General features: G+C 60.1%; 14 protein-coding genes. 8 read left to right on the forward strand and 6 right to left on the reverse strand.

Translation table 11 applies throughout. The annotated features are described in order from the left end of the window. Window positions 1–95 precede the first annotated feature (95 nt). Together BLT98_RS27065 and BLT98_RS27070 are read right to left on the reverse strand one after the other, a co-directional pair. Complete coding sequence (locus tag BLT98_RS27065) at window positions 96–2,753, reverse strand: TonB-dependent receptor (protein WP_244517741.1); 2,658 nt, start codon at window positions 2,751–2,753, stop codon at window positions 96–98. A gap of 607 nt (window positions 2,754–3,360) precedes the next feature. Further along, complete coding sequence (locus BLT98_RS27070) at window positions 3,361–3,846, reverse strand: asparaginase domain-containing protein (protein ID WP_034781194.1); 486 nt, start codon at window positions 3,844–3,846, stop codon at window positions 3,361–3,363. 178 nt (window positions 3,847–4,024) lie between these two features. Between BLT98_RS27070 and BLT98_RS27075 the strand changes: the two genes are divergently transcribed. After that, entirely contained in the window at window positions 4,025–4,798 is a 774-nt protein-coding gene (locus BLT98_RS27075) for an L-asparaginase (protein ID WP_092613255.1), read from the forward strand. Here BLT98_RS27075 and BLT98_RS27080 read toward each other — a convergent pair. Beyond that, window positions 4,786–5,799 (reverse strand): D-2-hydroxyacid dehydrogenase family protein, encoded by a 1,014-nt coding sequence (locus tag BLT98_RS27080; RefSeq protein WP_092613258.1) that lies wholly within the window; start codon window positions 5,797–5,799, stop codon window positions 4,786–4,788. The two genes, BLT98_RS27075 and BLT98_RS27080, sit on opposite strands and share 13 nt — an antisense overlap. 356 nt (window positions 5,800–6,155) lie before the next feature. On the opposite strand from BLT98_RS27080, the gene BLT98_RS27085 reads away from it, so the two are divergent. Further along, the gene (locus BLT98_RS27085) at window positions 6,156–8,027 is read left to right on the forward strand and encodes a phosphoenolpyruvate carboxykinase (GTP) (protein ID WP_034781200.1); all 1,872 of its coding nucleotides are present in this window, start codon (window positions 6,156–6,158) and stop codon (window positions 8,025–8,027) included. Window positions 8,028–8,303: 276 nt separating this feature from the next. Here BLT98_RS27085 and uvrA read toward each other — a convergent pair whose 3' ends face one another. Next, window positions 8,304–11,153, reverse strand: a complete 2,850-nt coding sequence (uvrA, locus tag BLT98_RS27090) for an excinuclease ABC subunit UvrA (protein ID WP_070258657.1) — start codon at window positions 11,151–11,153, stop codon at window positions 8,304–8,306. 381 nt (window positions 11,154–11,534) lie between these two features. On the opposite strand from uvrA, the gene ssb reads away from it, so the two are divergent. The 6 genes from ssb to BLT98_RS27115 all read left to right on the forward strand — a co-directional run bounded on the left by ssb (window position 11,535) and on the right by BLT98_RS27115 (window position 17,000). Continuing rightward, window positions 11,535–12,044 (forward strand): single-stranded DNA-binding protein, encoded by a 510-nt coding sequence (gene ssb / locus BLT98_RS27095; RefSeq protein ID WP_034781209.1) that lies wholly within the window; start codon window positions 11,535–11,537, stop codon window positions 12,042–12,044. Window positions 12,045–12,327: 283 nt separating this feature from the next. Next, on the forward strand, window positions 12,328–12,552 hold the full coding sequence (locus tag BLT98_RS27100; RefSeq protein WP_131688859.1) for a hypothetical protein: 225 nt from the start codon (window positions 12,328–12,330) through the stop codon (window positions 12,550–12,552). A 134-nt stretch (window positions 12,553–12,686) separates the two neighbouring features. After that, a complete protein-coding gene (locus BLT98_RS27105) occupies window positions 12,687–13,808 on the forward strand; it encodes a tRNA lysidine(34) synthetase (RefSeq protein ID WP_092613261.1) in 1,122 nt (373 codons plus the stop codon). 108 nt (window positions 13,809–13,916) lie between these two features. Then, window positions 13,917–15,002 (forward strand): DUF455 family protein, encoded by a 1,086-nt coding sequence (locus BLT98_RS27110; protein ID WP_092613264.1) that lies wholly within the window; start codon window positions 13,917–13,919, stop codon window positions 15,000–15,002. Next, window positions 14,999–15,757, forward strand: coding sequence for a nucleotidyltransferase domain-containing protein (locus tag BLT98_RS29005; protein WP_139179387.1), 759 nt, complete (start codon window positions 14,999–15,001; stop codon window positions 15,755–15,757). The genes BLT98_RS27110 and BLT98_RS29005 overlap by 4 nt, the downstream gene beginning before the upstream one ends. A 19-nt stretch (window positions 15,758–15,776) precedes the next feature. Beyond that, window positions 15,777–17,000, forward strand: a complete 1,224-nt coding sequence (locus tag BLT98_RS27115) for an MFS transporter (RefSeq protein ID WP_070280128.1) — start codon at window positions 15,777–15,779, stop codon at window positions 16,998–17,000. A 6-nt stretch (window positions 17,001–17,006) separates the two neighbouring features. Here the strand turns inward: BLT98_RS27115 and BLT98_RS27120 are convergent, their stop codons facing one another. Beyond that, the gene (locus tag BLT98_RS27120) at window positions 17,007–17,435 is read right to left on the reverse strand and encodes a hypothetical protein (RefSeq protein WP_092613270.1); all 429 of its coding nucleotides are present in this window, start codon (window positions 17,433–17,435) and stop codon (window positions 17,007–17,009) included. 135 nt (window positions 17,436–17,570) lie between these two features. Continuing rightward, window positions 17,571–21,152: an ABC transporter permease/M1 family aminopeptidase gene (locus tag BLT98_RS27125; protein WP_092613389.1), complete on the reverse strand. Its 3,582-nt coding sequence runs from the start codon at window positions 21,150–21,152 to the stop codon at window positions 17,571–17,573. Window positions 21,153–21,157: the final 5 nt, after the last annotated feature.

Genomic DNA, 21,157 nt, shown 5'->3' on the forward strand with positions numbered 1-21,157 from the left:
TTTTTTCGCCTGTGCAATATGTTGCAACATAAAAAAAGCGCCTTGCACGGTGAGGTGTAAGGCGCTTTCAGGACAATCTAATTTAAGACATCAAATTAGAACTTGTAGCTACCGGTGAAGTAGAACGAACGCATCATTGGATCGGCGTAGCGTGGATCGAAGCCAACCTGGTGGCCCGACGAAGCGCGTAGCGACAGAGGCGGTTCACGGTCAAACAGGTTCTTGATACCAGCGCGCAGCGTCACAGCCGAGTTGAAGGCATAGCGGCCTTGCAGATCGACGGTGGTGTACGAAGGAACTTCCAGACGGATCGTTTCCAGTTTCCTGGTATCGACGTTCAGTACCGAAGCGGCTGCATCGGTGTAGCCGTTACGATAGCTGACAACCATGGTGCTGGTCAGTTTGCCGGTTTCCAGGCTCATGTTCAGCTTGACCAGGTTACGGAACGTGACTGCATCGGTGATGCCGAAGTAGTTCATGTTGGTCGTCCACTGATTCTTGGTGCCTGGCACGGTGTAGTCAGCCTTGAGCATGTGGGTGCCGCTCAGGTTGGCCGTCAGGTTACCGAAATCAAAGCGATGACGCGCCGTCATGTCCCAGTCGATACCGCGGTTATGCGTCTGGCCGATGTTCATCGACAGCGATTTGAAGGCGAAGTAAGGCAGGCCGGTCGATGGCTCGATGTAGGTACCGAACAGGTCTTTGTACAGCGTTGGATTGCCGAAGGCCTGGGTTTCGCTGACGGCCGAGACCGCGTCGGTGATCTTCACGTCCCACAGGTCGGCGCCGAACGAGAATGCCGAGCTAGGTTCGATACGGAAACCGACGGTGTATTGCTTCGATTTTTCCGGTTTCAGGTTTTCGTTACCACCAGCCAATTGGTTGTACTGGGTTGCTGCTGGACGGCACATGGCGTCGCCTGGGAACGGGCAGTTCCATGGTTTTGCCGTGAAGCCGTTGTTGACCAGCGGCTGGCCGATGTCCAGCATGCTCGGTGCCTTGAAGCCCGTGCCGTACGAACCGCGCAGCAGTACTTGCTGCACTGGCTGCCAGCGTGCCGTCACTTTGTAGGTGCTGGCGCTTTGGTCTTTACCGATGGACTTGTTCACCACACCGTTGTCGATCTTGGTGATGGTGTCGTAACGGCCAGCCAGGCTCACTTCCACCGTTTTGGTGACAGGTGCCAGCAACTCGGCGAACACGCCGTAGGTCTCGCGGCTCAGGTCGTAACGTGGCGAGGTGTTGAAGTTGTAGATCGTGCTGGTGCTGGCACCGGCGCTTGGCGATTGCTCGTACTTGTATTCGCGGTAGTCGCCGCCGATACCGATATTGGCCTTGCCGCCTGGCAGGGTGAACAGTTCGCGCGAGCCGTGCGCATCGATACCGCGCATGGTGGTCGATGCCGTACGGATCGAACCGTTGAATTGCGAATCGTTGATCAGCTTTTGCAGTTCTGGCGATGCGTTACCGGCTGGCAAGAATGGGTTGAACTGCGGATTGCTCTGCATCTTGACGAAGTCGGCGTTCTTGGCATAGCCGCCCACGTAGCGCTCGTCGATCGCGTTTTGCGACCAGGTCAGGGCCGATTCCACGTTCCATTCGCCGACTTCGCCTTCCACGCCGACGACGAAATGCTTGGTGTCGGTGATGGTGTTGCTGGCGCGGGTGCCCCAGTCGACCATGCGGTAGTTGGCGGTAACGGATTTCACGTCGTCATGCTGTGCTTGTGTCAGGCCTGGGCGCACGTACTGGTTGTACAGTGCGCTGTTCTTGGCGATGCTGATCGGTACCGGGTTGGCGGCGATACGTGCCGTCAGGTCAAAGCGCGACAGGGCCACTTCGGCAAACGCATTCAGGTTGTCCGTCAGTTTGTAGGTACCGCGGGCGAACAGGCTGTCGCGTTTCGATTCTGGAACGATTTCAACCGTCGAGCCGCCATCGAAACCGCAAGCCTTGCTATTGGTTGCCGTGACGTAGTTGGTCGGACCGCAATCGTTGCGGGGGCCACTGGCTGCCAGGTACGGATTGAACATGATCGGTTGCGTCGCGCTATTGTTGAACGCAACGGTGGCATTCGCTGGCGCGGTCGAGGTGCTGGTACGGTCGTAGATGTAGTTCTTGCCGCCATAGCTGACAGGAATGAACGACGAACGGGCGAACGAACGGTCCGTTGCGCGCAGTTTCGACTGCTCATCGTGGCGGTACGATACCAGCACGTTGAAACGGTCTTCGTCAAGATCGCCGAAGCCGTAGGTGACGTTGGTGTTCCAGGCGTTGCCGCCTTTATTTTCCGGGCCGCCATAGGTGGCTTCCAGAGTGCCGCCTTGGACATTTTTCTTCAGAATGAAGTTGATCACGCCGGCAATAGCGTCCGAGCCGTACAGTGCCGAAGCGCCGTCGGTCAGGATTTCGACGCGCTCAACCGCGCTCATTGGAATGGCGTTCAGGTTGACGGAGGTGCCCGAGCCTTGTGGCGCGATGCGGCGGCCGTTCAACAGGACCAGGGTGTAGCTTTCGCCGATGTCATGGATCGACGCGCTGGTGCGGCCGCCCGAGTTGGAACCGGCAGCCACGGCGCCGATGGTGAAACCTTGCATGGCTGGCAGGCTTTGTACCAGGTCAGCCACGGTGGTGGCGCCGGTACGGGCGATCGCTTCTTGCGTCAGGCGCTGCACTGGCAGTGCGCCTTCGACGGCGATACGTTTGATACTCGAACCGGTAATTTCAACTTTTTGAATTGCTTCGTCCGCCATGGATTGGCCAGAGAACAAGACACTACCTGCCAGGACGGTCAGGGCCAGACGTACGCTGCGCACGCCAATTTTTTCTTTAAATGCCATTATAACAATTACTCCGTAGTAGTTTTAATAACGACAAGCAGTACACGAGCACCGCTCAAGCCATCGGATGGATGGCCAGCGGAGGCGTGTACGGTAGGCGGAACCACGTCTGGGGGAGGTGGAAGACTACTTAGCGCAATATTGTTATAAATGCACTTCTTACTTGTCGAGGCAAACATTATGTCGTCTCAGCAAGAAAAAATGCACCTCAACCGTGTCGGATTTGGCAATAAATTGTGGATACAGAAGAATATTTAATTTAACTGTTAAATTGCAGTTTTATATTTATATATATCGTCGTTTTTAAAAATGATCAATGGTGTTTTTTTACAACATAAAATTATTCTATTGGCAATTCGATGTTTTACCTACAATAATTCGAGAAAAACTATTGCTTTGCAGAATTTATGAAAGGTAAAAAAATGTAAAAAAAGCCCGTTAAAACGGGCTGGTCGAATTGTGACAGAGTGTCAGTCAGACCGTGTGCCGGTCCGCTTGCCGCGCCCCGTCTGCCAAAGGCTTACAAGGGCTGGAATACGCCGGCGGCGCGGTTCTTTTGCACATTGTCCCAGGCGAAGATCTGGCCATTCATGGCCACATATACGCCGGCTGGCAAGGTTTGCGCCACACCGCAGGCAAAGCCCAGGTTGAACAAGGCATCGGAGTTGTCGATTTCGTAGGGAATCATGGCGCCCGTCAAGATCACCGTTTGCTGCAGGTTCGCCGCGCCCAGCACTTGCGCCGTTTCGCGCATGGTGTCGGTGCCGTGGATGATGACGATGGCTTTTTCCTGTGCCGCGCGGCACGAGGCCAGCACGCGCTGGCGGTCCGCATCCTGCATGTCGAGCGAATCGAGCAGGGGCAGTTGCTCCAGCGCCACGGGCGCCGTCATGCGCGCACGGGCAATCGCTGCCGGCAAATGACTGTCGGAAAAGCCCAGGGTACCGTTCAATTCGTTGTAGTGTTTGTCGAAAGTGCCGCCAGTGGCGAGTATGCGCAAAGTCATGATGTGGTCACGATGTCAGTGGAGAATGACGCGCATGATAGCGTGGATTGGCACCGTTGCGTGAATGCCGCCGCAGATGGGGCAGCGTGCCTGCCGCCCTGCTGCCGCGCCGCATCTGGAAAATTTGGCCATCTGTGAGTACACTGGTTTCTTTGTTTGCCTGCCACCCCGACTCCGTATGAAAGCGCTCGCTCCCGGCACCGTCATTTTTCACCGCCACCGCGGTTACGGGGTGATTACGTCCGTCAATTTGCTGACGGGCTGGATCGCCGCCCGTTTCGGTAGCGAAGCGCGGACCCTGGACCTGAACCTGTCGACCGACGACGTGCAATTCGCCGATGGCGAAGCGATCCTGTTTCGCCGCGCGCCGCCGGACCGCATGCCGCACGCGCGCCTGATGGCCATGGTGCGCGAGCTGCACCAGGCCGGCTATCAAAAACTGTATCTGTATTCCTGGCCCAAGCCGTCCGGCCTGCACTGGCGCTGGCATTTGTTTGCGGGGCCGCGCGACTGGATGCAGCGGCCCTGGCGCGAAGGCTGGTACGGCTCGGGCGCCGATTACAACGTCAACCCCGTGATGGGCTGGGGTGATACGCCCGGCGCCACCACTGGCGAGCTGATCGATGCCCTGGCCCGTTTCGATCCGCAAGGCCTGGCGCAGGCGCTGGGGCGCGACGACGACCATAGCGACTGGTTTGGCCGCGTTTGCGATGCTTTATTGCCTAATTACATGTACAGCCTGGACATGCAGCGCACGCCAGGCGAGCCCTTGCAAGACATGCCGCCCGTGCCGGTCGTCGCCGTGCGCGCCGGCGTGGCGCCGTACAGTGGGCCGGACATCGCCTGGCCGCCCGGCTGGGCCGGCCTGTGGCGCGGCCGGCACGTGTTGCCCGCGCCCGCCATCCGCATCACGGGCGAGCCCGATTTGTTGAAGGGCTTTCAGCGCTCCTGAGGGGCTTGCCGCGCGTGTTGCAATGCCTCGGGATTGAGCAGGCGCGTGCATTGACCCTGCGTAAAATCGACGATGTTTTGCAAGGCGTAGCGGAAATACAGCTCATAGCTGTCACGCTCGACGTAGCCCAGGTGTGGCGTGGCCAGCACGTTCGGCAGCAGCAGCAATGGCGAGCCTGGCGGCAGCGGCTCGTCCGTGAACACGTCCAGCGCCGCGGCGCCCGGGCGTCCCTGCGGCAGTGCCGCTTCCAGTGCCCCATCGGCGACCAGTTCGGCGCGGCTGGTGTTGACGAACAGGGAAGTCGGTTTCATGCGCGCCAGGTCCTCGTTTGTGACCAGGCCGCGCGTCCTGTCGGACAGGCGCAGGTGCAAGCTCAGCACGTCAGCCTGCTCAAAGAAGGCCTCGCGCGATGTCGCCGCCGTATCGCCTGCCGCCACGGCTGCCGCGCGGCTCGCTTCGCTGCCCCACACGAGGATGGTCATGCCGAAGGCGCGGCCATAGCCGGCGATCAATTGACCGATCTTGCCGTAGCCCCAGATGGCCAGGGTGCGCCCTTTCAATACCGTGCCGAGCGTGTTGCGCGCCGGCTCGATGGATGACGTTTGCCACAGCCCTTCCTGTAAATGTTGCGCGTACGGCACGATCTTGCGCTGCGCCGCCATGATCAGCGCCCACGTCAGTTCGGCCGGCGCCGTGGGCGAGCCGATGCCTTCCGCGATGGCAATGCCCAGCTCGGTGGCGGCCGGTACATCGATGTGTCCGCTGACCTTGCCCGTTTGCGAAATCAGTTTCAAATTCGGCAGTTTCGACAGCAAGGCCCGGTTGAAACTGCTGCGCTCACGGATCAGCACCAGCGCATCGAACGGCGCCAGACGGATCGCCAGCTGGCCCAGGCCCCGCGCCGTATTGCTGAACACTTTGACCTCATGGCCATCGAGTAACTGGAAACAATCGAGGCTGCGCACGGCATCCTGGTAATCATCAAGTATGGCAATTTTCATGGTGGATGGCCGATTTTAGTGAGGATTTGGTAGGGAAATAACAGGATACGGGAAATGCTGAATAGCCTACTACATTAGTCAAGCTATTCTCCTACATTTTTGCGAGAATAGCTGTTTGGCGGGTGTACAATCGCCGGCACTTTTGAAGCTTCCTGATTATAGTTATAGCGCAAACTGTTCTTGCAGCCTGGGAGCATGATCCAGGTAAATGCCGCTGGCGCGAACGCCGCGGCTGACACGACACCAGAGCCCTGCCCGCGTGAACACGCCGCCCGCAGTGAGCCGCAGCCACCTCTCAACGATGCTGCCTGTCTTGCAGAACGACCAGAATTTCTTTTATTGGTATTGGAGGTAATATGAATCAGCCCGTCATGGGTGGCGTCGCCGCACTCAACGTCCCAGCTTATATTAAACAACAGAAACTGATCAACTGGGTGGCCGACATTGCTGCGCTGACCAAGCCAGAGCGCATCTACTGGTGCGATGGTTCGCAAGAAGAGTACGAGCGCCTGTGCGCCGAAATGGTTGCCAGTGGCACCATGAAAAAACTGAATGCGCAAAAGCGCCCGAATTCCTACCTGGCCTGCTCCGACCCGAGCGACGTGGCCCGCGTCGAAGACCGCACGTATATCTGCTCGGCAACGAAAGAAGCGGCCGGCCCGACGAACAACTGGACCGAACCAGGCGAAATGCGCCATACCTTGAACGGCCTGTTCGACGGCTGCATGCGCGGCCGCACCATGTACGTCGTGCCATTCTCGATGGGCCCGCTGGGCTCGCCAATCGCGCACATCGGCGTGGAACTGTCCGATTCGCCTTATGTCGCCGTCAACATGAAGATCATGACCCGCATGGGCCGTGCCGTGTATGACGTGCTGGGCACCGATGGCGCATTCGTGCCATGCGTGCACAGCGTGGGCGCACCGCTGGCCGCCGGCCAGGCCGACGTGAAATGGCCGTGCAACAGCACCAAGTACATCGTGCATTTCCCGGAAACGCGTGAAATCTGGTCCTTCGGTTCGGGCTACGGCGGCAACGCCTTGCTGGGCAAGAAATGCTTCGCCCTGCGCATCGCCTCGAACATGGGTTACCAGGAAGCGCAATCGGCCGATAACAACCCGGGCTGGCTGGCCGAACACATGCTGATCCTCGGCGTGGAATCGCCGGAAGGCAAGAAGCATTACGTGGCAGCAGCCTTCCCGTCCGCTTGCGGCAAGACCAACTTCGCCATGCTGATCCCGCCGGCAAGTTTTAACGGCTGGAAAGTGACCACCATCGGCGACGATATCGCCTGGATCAAGCCGGGCGCCGATGGCCGCCTGTACGCCATCAACCCGGAAGCGGGCTACTTTGGCGTGGCGCCGGGCACCAACGAAAAAACCAATTACAACTGCATGGCGTCCATGCGCGACAACACGATTTTCACCAACGTGGCGCTGACGGACGATGGCGACGTCTGGTGGGAAGGCTTGACGAAAGAAGCACCAAGCCACCTGATCGACTGGCAAGGCAAGGACTGGACGCCAGCGTCCGGCACCAAGGCCGCGCACCCGAACGCGCGCTTCACGGTTGCGGCAACGCAAAACCCCGTGATCGACGCAGCCTGGGACGATCCGGCCGGCGTGCCGATCTCGGCCTTCATCTTCGGCGGCCGCCGCTCGACCACCGTGCCGCTGGTCACGGAAGCGCGCAACTGGGTTGAAGGCGTCTACATGGCCGCCACCATGGGCTCGGAAACGACGGCCGCCGCCGTGGGCCAGATGGGCGTCGTGCGCCGCGATCCATTTGCCATGTTGCCGTTTATCGGCTATAACATGAGCGATTACTTCCAGCACTGGCTGGACATGGGCGTCAAGGTGGGCAAAGTCAACCCGGCCGCCCTGCCGAAGATCTACTGCGTCAACTGGTTCCGTACGGACGAGGCTGGCAAATTCGTCTGGCCTGGCTTTGGCGACAATATGCGCGTGCTGAAATGGATGCTCGAGCGTATCGAAGGCAAGGCGGGCGGCGTGGAAAACCTGTTCGGTACGACACCGCAGTATGGCGACCTGAACTGGGATGGCTTGCCATTCACGCAGGAACAGTTCGACACCATCACCTCGATCGACAAGGCCGCGTGGGTGGAAGAATTGAAATTGCATACGGAGTTGTTTGAAAAACTCGCGTATCATCTGCCGCAAGAATTGGCAGATAACAAGGCTGCGCTGGAAAAGCGGCTGAGTGCGTAAGTAAGTTAACGTAAAGCGGCACATGACAAGCGTAGCGAGCGGCAGTGATTTGTGGCTAAGAAGCGCAACCGTACTTTAGTACGGTGAGCATCGCAGGCCGCAAAGCGCGCCGCGCAGTAGCTTGTCAGGTGTTGAGAGTTGTAGTGGGGGAGAAACACGCCGGCAAAGACTGGCGTGCGATAAATGACACGCCGGCAATGACTGGGGTGCTAGTAAAACGAGAAACGGCGCGGATTGCATGAGCAATCCGCGCCGTTTTTTATTGCGCTGCCGTCGTTACTGCTTCAGCAGCGGTCCCAGGTACTTGCCCGTCACGCTGGCCGGGTTCAGTGACACGTCTTCCGGCGTGCCCGTGGCGATGATCTGCCCGCCGCCGGCGCCGCCTTCGGGGCCCAGGTCGACGATCCAGTCGGCCGTCTTGATGACGTCGAGGTTGTGCTCGATAATGACGAGGGTGTTGCCCTGGTCGCGCAGGCGGTGGATGACTTTCAGCAGCAAGTCGATATCGTGGAAGTGCAAGCCCGTCGTCGGTTCATCGAGGATGTACAGGGTGCGGCCCGTGTCGCGCTTGGACAGTTCCAGCGACAATTTCACGCGCTGCGCTTCGCCGCCGGACAAGGTGGTGGCGCTCTGGCCCAGCTTGATGTAGCCGAGGCCCACGTCGAGCAGGGTTTGCAGCTTGCGCGCGATCAGTGGCACCGGCTTGAAGAACTCATGCGCCTCTTCCACCGTCATGCCCAGCACTTCCGTGATGTTCTTGCCCTTGTATTGCACTTCCAGGGTTTCGCGGTTGTAGCGCTTGCCGTGGCAGACGTCGCATGGCACGTAGACGTCGGGCAAGAAATGCATCTCGACCTTGATCACGCCATCGCCCTGGCACGCTTCGCAGCGTCCGCCCTTGACGTTGAACGAGAAGCGGCCCGCGCTGTAACCGCGTTCCTTGGCTGTCGGCACGGTGGAGAACAGGTCGCGGATCGGCGTAAACAAGCCCGTGTAGGTGGCCGGATTCGAACGTGGCGTGCGGCCGATCGGTGCCTGGTCGACGGAAATGACCTTGTCGAAATGCTCCAGGCCGCTGATCGAATCGTGCGGCGCCGGTTCCGTCTGCGAACCATACAAATGACGCGACAGGGCAGGATACAGGGTATCGTTGACCAGCGACGATTTGCCTGAACCGGACACGCCCGTGACGCACGTCATCAAGCCCACCGGCAAGCTCAGCGACACCTTTTTCAGGTTGTTGCCCGTCGCGCCCGTGATCACCAGCTGCTTCTCCGGATTGCTGGCGTGGCGCTTGGCGGGCACGGCGATTTTCAGCTTGCCGTTCAGGTATTGCGCCGTCAGCGATTTCTTGTTCTTCAAGATTTCGGGCAAGGTGCCTTCGGCGATGATTTCGCCGCCGTGCACGCCCGCGCCGATGCCCATGTCGACGATATAGTCGGCCGTGCGGATGGCGTCTTCGTCATGCTCGACCACCAGTACGCTGTTGCCGATGTCGCGCAAGTGTTTCAAGGTTTCGATCAGGCGGTCATTATCGCGCTGGTGCAAGCCGATCGACGGTTCATCGAGCACATACATGACGCCGGTCAAACCGGAGCCGATTTGCGACGCGAGGCGGATGCGCTGTGCTTCGCCGCCGGAAAGCGTGTCGGCGCTGCGGTCCAGCGACAGGTAGTCGAGGCCCACGTTGTTGAGAAATTTCAGGCGCGAAATGATTTCCTTGACCACGCGGTCGGCGATCTCTTTCTTGGCGCCTGTCAGTTTCAGTTTTTCAAAGAATTCCAGCGTTTCGCGCAGCGGCTTTTCCGCCACTTCATAGATGGCCCGTTGCTGCTTGCCCGTGCCGACCTTGACGAAGCGCGCTTCCACGCGCAGGCGCGCGCCATCGCATGAGGGGCAGCATTTTTCATTGATGAACTTGGCCAGCTCTTCCTTGACGGCCATCGAATCCGTCTCGCGGTAGCGGCGCTGCAGATTGTTGACCACCCCTTCGAACGTGTGTTCCTTGATGACGGTGCGGCCCCGTTCGTTGACATAGCTAAACGGAATCACTTGCTTGCCGGAACCGTACAACACGGCTTGCTGTGAGTTCAAGTCCAGCTGTTCGAACGGCATGTCCAGGTCGAACTCGTAATACGCGGCCAGGTTCGACAGCATCTGGAAGTAAAACTGGTTGCGGCGGTCCCAGCCCTTGACGGCGCCGGAGGCGAGCGACAGGTTCGGGAACGCGACGATGCGTTTCGGGTCAAAGAATTCAATGTGTCCCAGGCCGTCGCATTCGGGGCAGGCGCCCATGGGGTTGTTGAACGAGAACAGACGCGGTTCCAGTTCCTGCAGGGAATAGCCACACACATTGCAGGCGAACTTGTTGGAGTACACGTGTTCCTGGGCGGTATCCATTTCGTAGGCAATGGCGCGGCCATCGGCCAGGCGCAGGGCCGTCTCGAAACTTTCCGCCAGGCGCTGCTTGATCTCCTGGTTCACCTTGACCCGGTCGATGACGACGTCGATCGTGTGTTTTTCCGTTTTCTTTAATTTCGGGAGATCATCGACTTCATAGATCTTGGCCGCATGCGTGCCGCTCTGTACGCGAAAGCGCACGAAGCCCTGCGCCTGCATCTGCTCGAACAGGTCGACATGCTCGCCCTTGCGGTTGGCGACGACGGGCGCTAGGATCATCAGCTTGGTGTCTTCCGGCATGGCCAGCACGGCATCGACCATTTGCGATACGGACTGGGCCGCCAGCGCGTTTTCCGGGTGGTCGGGGCAGTAGGGTGTGCCCACGCGCGCATACAGCAGGCGCAGATAATCGTGGATTTCCGTCACAGTGCCCACCGTCGAGCGCGGGTTGTGCGAAGTTGCCTTCTGTTCGATGGAGATGGCGGGAGATAGGCCTTCGATCAGGTCGACGTCGGGCTTTTCCATCAATTGCAGGAACTGGCGCGCATAGGCCGACAGCGATTCGACATAGCGGCGCTGCCCTTCCGCGTACAAGGTGTCGAAGGCCAGCGAAGACTTGCCGGAGCCGGACAAGCCGGTAATCACGATCAGCTTATTGCGCGGCAAATCGAGATTGATATTCTTGAGGTTATGCGTGCGAGCGCCGCGAATGCGGATCTGTTCCATGTGATTGCCTTGCTTTCAGTGAGTGGTGCGGCCGGCGCATTGTGCCTGGGTGCGGATGAGGAGCCACAACGGGTCAACCTGTAACTATAGCCGGGTTTTGCTCTGCATGCCTGGGGCAGCCACGGGCGGATTGCGCCGCCAGGCGAACGTGCCCTGACAAAGTTTGATACAGATGCGTGCAGACGTTTAAACACTGTATATAATACCAGTATTCAAGTTTCTTGTTTTCACCTGCCGTGAAAAAAACGTGCTGCCGCACGGGAGAGGGCGTCCGCCAGAAAGCGGGTGCTTTGCGCCGCGTGGTCGCTTATAATCCTCGTTTAGTACACTAAACTAACGCGCGGGACACCGGCTCCCGCTGCAGTTCATCAGGAGTTATTCATGGCATCAGTCAACAAAGTCATCATCGTCGGCAATCTGGGCCGTGACCCGGAAATCCGCTACATGCCTAGCGGCGACGCGATCGCCAACATCGCCGTGGCCACTTCGTACAAATCGAAGGACCGCAACACGGGCGAACAAAAAGAATTGACAGAGTGGCACCGTATCTCGTTCTTCGGCCGCCTGGCGGAAATCGTCGGCCAATACCTGAAAAAAGGTTCGTCCGTCTACGTTGAAGGCCGTCTGCAAACCCGTAAATACACGGACAAGGACGGTGTCGAGAAGTACGCAACCGACATCATCGCGGAACAGATGCAAATGCTGGGCGGCCGCTCCGGCATGGGCGGCGACGCCGGCGGTGGCGATGACAGCTACGGCGGTGGCGGCGGTTACGAAGCCCCGGCCCCGCGCCAGGCACCGGCTCCGCGCCCAGCCCCAGCCCCGGCACCACGCCCGGCACCGAAGCCAGCACCGAACTTCTCGGATATGGATGACGACATCCCGTTCTGATCGGAACACATCATGTCATCAGCAATGCCCTGCACATCCTTGATGTGCAGGGCATTTTTCTTTGGCGCGGCACAAGCGCGCACGTCCAGCGCACAGGCCGAAGCGCACTATTGTTTGAGGGAGCAAAAACCGCTGTCGATACAGTTTACTGCCCGGTGGTGACAAAACGAGAGAATGTCGTAGATGAAAGCTTATAAAATAATCTACGCCGCCCTTTGCCGGTGGCCGGAAGCGTGCATTTTTTGCGGTTCCGAGCGCAGGTCCATCACTCAAGGAGAAACTTATGATTAGTAACACTCAAGTGGTTCATGGTACCGGGTCTTTCAATACCTCTGGCTATTCCCTGAAACGCGCCAGCCGCGATATCGCTCCTGCCAGCAATGTCGCCGTTGCCGCACTGGATATTGCCGCGCTGGAAAACAGCCGCATGCACGGCGCCGCTCCGAAATGCTCGCGCAACAACCTCGAGTGCATCGTTGGCCCGAGCACCGTACTGTCGTCGATGTAATCACTGACTGTGCCCAAGGTGGTGCTAGGCCTAGCCCACCTTGGGCTTTATCCGAGGGAAGCTCAATGAATCGAGAATTAATTGTAGTAACGACCCATGGAACATCCAGTTTTGACATCGGCGAAGACGAGCGCGTGCTCGATGCCCTGGCGCGCAATCATGTGCCCTGGACGGCGGTGGCGACCTATCTGCGCGACCCATCCGGCGCCTATACCCTTTTTCCCTGCCTGAGTGAAACTGGCAGTTCGATTCCGCTGGACCGGCAAGTCTTTGCATTTTTTCAAAGAAATATTGATCCTTTTCTGCACACCAACAACACCTTGCAGGTGTCCCCGCCAGCCAACAACGAAGAAGCCGTTGCCGAATATATCTACGCCAACGGCGCGGCAAAGGGTGGCCCGAATATCCTGAAACGCCTCTCGTCGAACGAGTGCAAGCTGGCCGTGCGCGATGCCGTGGCACAAACGCTGCGCGACACCCTGTCGCCTGGCGACAAGCTGGTGGTCGGCGTGAGTGGCGGAGGCGACAGCAATGCCCTGCTGTATGCCTTGTCGCAATTTGACGAGTTCCCGATTGACATCCATCCGGTCATTATCGAAGGACCGGGCGAGTGGAATTCCGGCGTTCCGCGCGCGCGCGAGCTGGCGCAGGCCTACAATCTGCCGCTGACCGTAGTATCGGAAGAAGAATCGAAAGCGATACTCGGCGCCAGCGCTGGCGGCCTGGGCATCACCGACCGGTTTGCCCGGGAATTTCCCGACGATGACTTCGAATTCCTCGGCACCCTGATCATCCGGCGCGTACTGACGAGCGTGGCCAAATCGCTCGATGCGAAATTCATCGCCACCGGCCTGAATTTCGAAGACTTGCTGGGCGAGATGTTCGCGATCATGGCAACCGAGCGTCGTTTATTGCCCCTGCCGGCCCGTCCGATCGGCGACGTCACCCTCGTCTATCCCCTGTGGATGACGCCCAAGAAAATCATCGATGGCTGCTTCCCCAAGTATTCGTTCTCGAATTACGCAGACCGTTATCCCGGCTATGCGGAGGGACGCAACGCATACTATTCGATGGCGTACTGGATGGCGTCGGCGTTTCCTGGCTTGCCCGAGAAAATGTTGCGCTGGGCGGCAAAGGAAGGTTCTGCCGGGGAGACGGTGTTCCCTGTGGATGAGGTGCTGGGCTATGAGACGCTCGAGCCCGTGAACTGGGCACTGAGGGAGCGCTTCCTCAGGATGTTGCGCACCACCGCCTAGCCTGCCGGACAACCGCTGGCGCGCCTTGCCCCGGGCATCCTTCGCATTGCCGCGCGCCACGGTTGTTCAAATGCTGTTGATACTCCATTAGCTACCGTTGGGAATGATATGTCCGTCATCAAAGAACACACGGCACACCTGGCTGCTGCCGCCCACGCCCTCGCGGCCATCCGGAACGCCTCGGCGTACGCGTTGATTACGGAACGCGAGGTGGCTGGCAAGATCGCGTGGTCCATGACCTTGCATGCGGCGCAGCAGGCACTGTCGACGGTACAGGATTGCTGCCAGAGTTTTTCCCTGGGCGAAGCGTCCGGCGCCCCGCATGGCGGGGATGAGGGCGTGCACATCGACGCGCATTTCGACGCCCTCCGGCACAGCATGCAGGCGCTCGCCTCGCTCGGCTTGTGGGCCAAGAGCGAGCTGGCGGCACAGAAGGTCCTGTGGTTACTGCCTGCCATGCAGAGCGGCTGCCAGCGCCTCGAAGGCCAGGTGCTGCCGGCGCAGTGGGACTGTCCCGAGCTGCCCGGGCGCCCCGAGCAGCTGGAGATCGTCGACTACGTGCGCTATGAGCTGGACCGTGATTATCCTCGCAGGAAATTGCACCAGCAGATTTTCAATGTGGAAGTATGCGCCGGCGAAGTGTGCGCCATGCTGGTGCTGCGATTCCCTGAGTTGCCGGGCGCCGTGGCCGAATCGCTGACCTTGCAGTGTGCGGAAGAATTCCGCCACGCGCAGCTGCTGCTGGGCGCATTGGCGAATGAGGGGGGCCGCATCGGCGAAACGCCGGTATCCCTGGGCATCTGGAAAAGCTGCCGGGCGGCGCAGAATGCGGCAGACTGCATCGGCCTCGAGCAAGTGATCGGCGAAGGCTTTTCGCTGGGGGCCGACCTGTACTATGCGGAGCTGTACCGTGCCATCGGGCGCGCTGATATTTCCCTGCTGCATGAATGCATTTATATCGACGAGGTCAACCACGTGAAGAATGGCTTGGCCAGTTTTCACACCCTGCTCGGCGCGCAGGCCGTGCAGCGTTTGCGCACCTTGGAAGAGTCGTCCAAGGTGAGCGTGATCGGCGGACGGTTTTTCAATGCCGCCGCGCGCCAGTATGTCGGTTTCAGCGCGACGGAAATCGAACGCCAGCGGGGCCGTTCGCAAGCGGTGGAGTTACCTGATCTGCAGGGGATGATGGAATGAATTTCGACGCAGCCCGCCAGTTGGTGGAACAACACATCCTGCCCGCCTATCCGCATGCCCAGGCGGCGATCATCGGTGGTTCCATCGCGCGCGGCCAGGGAACGGCCACCTCGGATATCGACCTTCTGGTCCTGTTCGAGAACGTGCCGCATGCCTGGCGCGAGACGCTCAAGCTGGGCCAGCAGACGGTGGAATTGTATGGCCATGACTTGCGCTCCTTCGATTACTTTTGCCGCAAGATGGACCGTCCCGGTGGCCGGATCCCGATGGCGATGATGGTCATCGAGGGCAAAAATCTCTTGCCGCAGACGAGCGCGTCCGCCGCCCTGTACCAGCTGGCGCAAGCCATATACGATGAAGGCCCGCCAGCGCTGACGCCCGATGCCCTGGCCAGCCGGCGCTATGAAATCACGACCTTGCTGGAAGACCTCGTTGACAGCACGGTAGCCGAGGAAACACTGGCGATCGCCACCAAGCTGTACGATGTGCTGGCCAATTTCGTGCTGCGTGCCGGGGGCGCGTGGAGTGGCGTCGGCAAGCATCTGGCGCGCCGGCTCAGGGCCCATAGCCCGTCGATTGCGGATGACCTGCATGCCGCCATGCGCGCGATCCTGCTCGACCCACTCGCTGGCAAGCAGGCGTTTGGCGACCTGGTCGCGCGTGCGCTGCAGCCGTATGGCGGGCCCTTGCTCGACGGGTATGCCCTGCATGCGTCCGCGGAATGGAAGAGTGACACGCCAGCGCTTGCCGCCTGAGACGGCTGGCACTGTGTTGATGCGCACGGTGCAGGGCCGGCCGGTACAGCTGTTCGGTTTTCCGCTGGTCTTCATGACCGTCCTGATCGACGTCCTGTGCGCGGGACTGGTGGCCCCTGTCTTGCCGCGCCTGTTGCTGCAATTGAGGGACAGTCCCGCCCAGCCCGTGTTATGGCTCGGTTATCTGGGGATGCTGTTTTCGCTGTCGCAAATGTTTGCCTTGCCACTGCTGGGAGCATTGTCGGACCGCTTTGGCCGGCGCCCGCTGCTGTTATTGTCGAACCTGGGCGTGGCCGTGTATTTCTTCTGCCTGGCGGATACTGAAACGCTGGGCCAATTGGTGCTGGGGCGTATCTTGTGCGGCATCACCGCCTCCAGCTTTGGTATCGCCTATGCATTTATTGCGGACTGTTCCGAAGGCGCCGCGCGCACCCGCGCGTTTGCCTCGATGGGCGCGGCGTACAGCATGGGTCTGGTGGCGGGGCCGGCCCTGGGCGGCTGGCTGGGTAATATCGATGTGCGCCTGCCCTTTTACCTTGCCGGCTGGTTGTCGCTCGGCAATCTCCTGTACGGCGTGCTGGTCTTGCCCGAGTCTTTGCCGCCGGACAAGCGCGTTCCCGTCAGCTGGCGCATGAGCAATCCATTCGGTGCCGTGTTCGAGCTGGCCAGGCGTCCCGAACTGCGTTTCCTGACCCTCGCGTATCTGCTGGTGGCCAGCGCGCACTGGTCGATTTCCGTGGCGTTCGTGTTTTACACGCAACAGCGGTATGGCTGGGACTCCACCCAGGTCGGCTTGATGCTTGCCGTGCTGGCAGGCTGGGGCGGCGTGGCGCAGATGAAATGTGCACCGTTTCTGATGACACGATACGGCCCGCGGCGCACGGCCATGCTGGCGTATGCCGGCTGCTGTGCCGGCTTCCTTTGCCTTGCCCTGTCGCGCCAGTCGGCGGGGGCATATTTGGCCATTTTCCTGCTCGGCGTGGGAGAGATGGCCAACCCGGCCCTGCAGGGTCTGCTGACCAGTGCCGTATCGGCGCGGCAGCAGGGCTGGCTGCAGGGCGCCGTCAAGAGTGCCGGCAGCCTGGCGGGGCTGGCGACACCGGCCCTGTTCGCCATGCTGGTCGCCGTTGATCCTGCCAGCCACGACAGCGGTGCGGCATTTGTCCTGGCCGCCATCCTGTTGCTGGCCGCCTGCCTGGCGATCGCCGCCAGCAAATACTCGGCTGGCAGCAAGCCGGCATGATGCGCATCAATGCGCTGCGGCTTCTTTGATGCTCATTTCCAGGCTGTAATTCGCCACCGCATTCCTGCGCGCCGCATTGCGCATCAAATATACCTGTACCGTGTACTCGCCATCGGCCGGCAGTGCCGCCTGGTAAGTGTTGCCGCTGGTCGAGCCGATGAACAGGGCTTCATCCTGGCCTGGCTGGCGGATGTTGAAGTAGTTCGATGGCTGATTGGTTTTCAGCTTGACGCTGAAGGTCTGTCCCGCCTTGCCTGACACCGTGTATTCGGCCGTGGCATAGCCCTTGATCTTGCCCTTGACCGTATGCGTGGCCTGGTTCGCCGTCAATGTCACACTTTCCTTGTGGATGGGATCGGCGCTCCAGGCGGGCGTGGCAAAGACGAGTGCCGCCAGCAGCAGGCTGGCGCGGATGGGCAGTGGACGATGCGGCATGCGGTTTTCCCCTTGAAGTGGACACCAGCGCACTTGCTGGCGACGCTTGTCATCTTACGCCAGGCACAAAAACCGGCCGCGCACTGGTCGAAGGCGCGGCCGGTTTGCGTTGCGTCAAGCCCGTTGACGCAAGCCTTAATTGAAACTGACTTCCTTGCGGTTATCGCGCGAGACCCGGTCGATCATCTTGTTGTACGGATCGACACCCACCTCAAACGGTTTTTCCTTCACCGTGATGGTGATCACCGGGTCGCTGCCGGACAACATGCGCTTGTCGGTGAACACGACTTTTTCATCTTTCTCCTTGGCGCCCGGCGCGCGCGCGAAGATGGCGATTTCCACCGGCTCGTCATAGGCGCGCGCGCTTTCCTTGCCCTTGCCGTCGGACTCCAGCTTGGCCAGGTGCAACTGCATGGTGACATCCCACTGGCCATCCGGGCGCTTGACGGCCGTCGCTTGCGTGACGCGGTTGTCGTAGAAGACGATCTTTTCGAACAGGTCCGTGATCAGGGCCTGCTTGTCCTGCGGCGCTTCGGCGCGGATGTACGCCAGCAATTCCGACGAGGTGGTGAACGGCGCCTGCTGGTAGCCCTTGTCCTGCAGATAGCGTTTCAGGGCACGGTTCAAGCCAGCTTCGCCGATTTCGTCGCGCAGGCGATAGAACACCAGGCTGCCCTTGTTGTAGTGGATGTATTGCTGTCCTTCCACGCGCGCCAGCGGCAATTCCTCGATGGCTTCGCCGCCGCGTCCGCTCAGGTAGCGGTCCAGTTCATAGCGCAGGAAGCGGCGCATCTTGTCGCGGCCGTATTCCTTTTCCATCACCATCAGGGCCGAGTATTGCGACAGCGATTCCATCAGCATGCTGGCGCCTTGCACGTTTGCGCCGATCACCTGGTGGCCCCACCACTGGTGCGCCATTTCATGCGCCGTGACGTAGAACACGTAGTCGATGTCGTCCTTGTCGCGCAGGTCGGCGATGAAGCCGATGCCTTCCGAATACGGAATCGTATTGGCAAACGACTGTGCAAAGCTCTGGTAGCCGGGGAATTCCAGGATGCGTACCTGCTTGTGCTGGTAGGGCGTGAATTGGGTCGTGTAGTAGTCGAGCGACTTTTGCACGGAAGTGATCATGCGGTCCGTGTTGTAGCCGTGTTTCTTGTCGACATAGATTTCGATCGGCAAGCCGTGCCACTCGCCTTTTTTGACTTCCCAGCGCGCCGACAGGTAGGCAAAGAAGGGCAGCATCGGCTGGTCCATCTTGTAGCGGTAGTAGCGGCGGCCATCCTTTTCCCAGCTGCCTTGCAGATAGCCGGGCGCCAGGGCTATCTGCTCGCCGCTGGTGGAAACCGTCGTGTCGAAATGGATCCAGTCGGCATCGCCGCCCAGCACAGTGTTGCCATATGCGGAAGAGTCTTCCAGCTTGGCCATGCGCTGCGGCTCGCCCAGGCCCCGCTTGCGGCGTTCATTGCGGTCCAGCAATTCCATTTCCTTGGCATAGCCGAAGTGGGGGAAAAAGGCCTGGTTGTTGAAGAAGCTGCCGTTCAGGTTGAGCTGGTCCGGCGCGCCGCTGTTGGTGAAACCCTGGTGCGTGACGGTCACCGTGAAGTCCAGCGGCAGCGTGGCGCCCGGTGCCAGGGGCTGGGCCAGCTTGAGGATGCTGAAGCCGAGTTCCTTGTCGTCCAGTTCGACCTTGTGCGCGGGCAAGTTCAGCCATGCCGTTTTCAGCTCGGGGTCGAGCTGGATGCGCAGGGTGTCGAGCGCTTGCGACGTCTTGTTTTGCAGCACGTAGTGGCCCTTGATCAGCACCTGGCGTTGCTCAGGATAAATATCCACGTTGGCCTGGACCTCCGTGATCTTCGACTGCGGCAAGTGCTGGTACCGCTTGTACAATTTTTCGTAGCGCGCCTGTTTGTCCATGCCGATGTTCGATGTCTCGTACCGGTTCAGCACATTCGTGTTGTAGAAGATCCAGCTGCCCGTGCCTATCCAGCACAGCAGCACCGCTGCCAGCGCGGCACCCGTACGGCCCTGCAATCGCTGGCCTGCCAGACGCACGCGTGCCCGCCAGCCGTTGGACAGGCCGCGCACCCAGAACGCTTGCGCCAGCATGACGAGGGCCACGGTAAACAGGCTCCAGTACAGCGCAAACCAGGCCCAGCCCGTCAGGAAGTGGCCATAGCCGTTCATGTCTGAATACTTGATGGACGGCGTGGCGGCGAAGTTGTACAGCTTGTGTTCGAAGTGCAGCATGCCCTGCACGGCTTGCGCCACCATCAGCAGGATCACCAGCAGGTAGCCGATGAACTTGTTGTTCGACAGCACTTGCAGGGTCAGGGCGCACAAGCCCATCAGCACGAAGAAGAGGGCGCCCAGCAAGGTGCCTTGCAGGTACAGTCCCAGTTCCACGGGCGCGCCGCCCTTGACGAGCTGGAAGCCGATGGCCGTGAGGACGCCCGCCAGCAGGTAGCCGGCGATGACGCCGATTAAAGCCGTGCATTTGGCCAGCAGGGGCACCCAGTCGGGCACGGGCATGGCGTCGCCGACGTCGGCGATCCTGGCTTGCCGTTCCTTGAAGATCAGCTCGCCTGCATAGAAGGTGACGATGATGATCAGGAGGAAGCTGAAGCTGTTGCTGATTTGCTGTAACAGCAAATGCGTCATCGGATACACGGCCGTGCCATACATGTTCTTGTCGACATTGGCGGCCGCGATCAGGTTGATCATGCCGAACAGCAGCATGACGAGGAAGGGCAGGCTCCTGAAGACGCCAGCGGCGTCGAAGCGCAGGATGTGCCACCACTGGCGCCAGGCTGTCGCGGCGGTAAATGCGGGAGTGCTGCGCGGCAGGTGCAGCGGCGCCGTGACGGCCGGTGCGGCGGCGGCGGCCTTGGCCTTGCCGAACAGGCGTTTTCCCGTCCCCGTGCGCTGCGGCTTGAACAGCACGACGGTGGCGAGGAATAGCAGCGCCGTGATGCCCAGCCACAGCAAGCGGTTGGCCAGCAGGAAACCGGAAAACGGCGGCAGGCCCGCGTTCGATTCGGCGGAGGTGAAGTAGCGCGTCATGCGGCCAAAGGCGCGCACGCCGAACGGGTCGAGCAGGACGGCAAGCCATTCGTTGTTGATGTCGCGGGTAAAGGCGCCGGCCACGGCCCACAGCACGAAGAATCCCAGCACACCCACGTAGACGAGCATCATCGAACGCGTGGTGGCGGCCAGCAGCATCAGCAGGGCGCCGATGAAGAGCAGGTTGGGGATGACCAGGACGGCGAAGCTCCACGCATAGGTGTGCAGCGAGAACGCGCCCACGCGCAGGGGATCGACCCATGGCATGAGGGGCCCCAGCATGGTGGCCAGGGCGATGGCGACAAAGATCACCAGGCAGGCGACGAAGCCGGCGCCGAAGCGGCCGAACAGGTAATCCCACTTGCGCATGGGCGTGGCGAACAGCATGTCGGCCATGCCGACTTCGCTGTCGCGCAACACGGCGCCGGCGATGAAGACGGTGACGAGAAACATCGCCAGCAGGCTGAAGATCCCCAGCATCTGCGCCACCACGGTGGGCGCATTGCGGTTGATATTGCCGATGGCGCCGCCGATCTGGATCGAATCGCTGCTGCTGGCGCCAAAGGCCATCAAGGCCATGACGGCGGCAAATACCCACAGCAGCGGCTGTTTCAGCTGATAGCCGAGGTCAAACTTGAAAAATTCCTTCCACATGGTGT

Origin of the sequence: Janthinobacterium sp. YR213 (assembly GCF_900099875.1) — a bacterium.
Taxonomy (GTDB): domain Bacteria; phylum Pseudomonadota; class Gammaproteobacteria; order Burkholderiales; family Burkholderiaceae_D; genus Janthinobacterium; species Janthinobacterium lividum.

Bases quoted from the DNA above. Each gene is read 5' to 3' on its own strand.
- ssb (WP_034781209.1), top strand. From the start codon at position 11,535: ATGGCATCAGTCAACAAAGTCATCATCGTCGGCAATCTGGGCCGTGAC.
- BLT98_RS27075 (WP_092613255.1), top strand. From the start codon at position 4,025: ATGAAAGCGCTCGCTCCCGGCACCGTCATTTTTCACCGCCACCGCGGT.
- BLT98_RS27100 (WP_131688859.1), top strand. From the start codon at position 12,328: ATGATTAGTAACACTCAAGTGGTTCATGGTACCGGGTCTTTCAATACC.
- BLT98_RS27110 (WP_092613264.1), top strand. From the start codon at position 13,917: ATGTCCGTCATCAAAGAACACACGGCACACCTGGCTGCTGCCGCCCAC.
- BLT98_RS29005 (WP_139179387.1), top strand. From the start codon at position 14,999: ATGAATTTCGACGCAGCCCGCCAGTTGGTGGAACAACACATCCTGCCC.
- BLT98_RS27085 (WP_034781200.1), top strand. From the start codon at position 6,156: ATGAATCAGCCCGTCATGGGTGGCGTCGCCGCACTCAACGTCCCAGCT.
- BLT98_RS27120 (WP_092613270.1), bottom strand. From the start codon at position 17,435: ATGCCGCATCGTCCACTGCCCATCCGCGCCAGCCTGCTGCTGGCGGCA.
- BLT98_RS27115 (WP_070280128.1), top strand. From the start codon at position 15,777: ATGCGCACGGTGCAGGGCCGGCCGGTACAGCTGTTCGGTTTTCCGCTG.
- uvrA (WP_070258657.1), bottom strand. From the start codon at position 11,153: ATGGAACAGATCCGCATTCGCGGCGCTCGCACGCATAACCTCAAGAAT.
- BLT98_RS27125 (WP_092613389.1), bottom strand. From the start codon at position 21,152: ATGTGGAAGGAATTTTTCAAGTTTGACCTCGGCTATCAGCTGAAACAG.
- BLT98_RS27065 (WP_244517741.1), bottom strand. From the start codon at position 2,753: ATGGCGGACGAAGCAATTCAAAAAGTTGAAATTACCGGTTCGAGTATC.
- BLT98_RS27070 (WP_034781194.1), bottom strand. From the start codon at position 3,846: ATGACTTTGCGCATACTCGCCACTGGCGGCACTTTCGACAAACACTAC.
- BLT98_RS27080 (WP_092613258.1), bottom strand. From the start codon at position 5,799: ATGAAAATTGCCATACTTGATGATTACCAGGATGCCGTGCGCAGCCTC.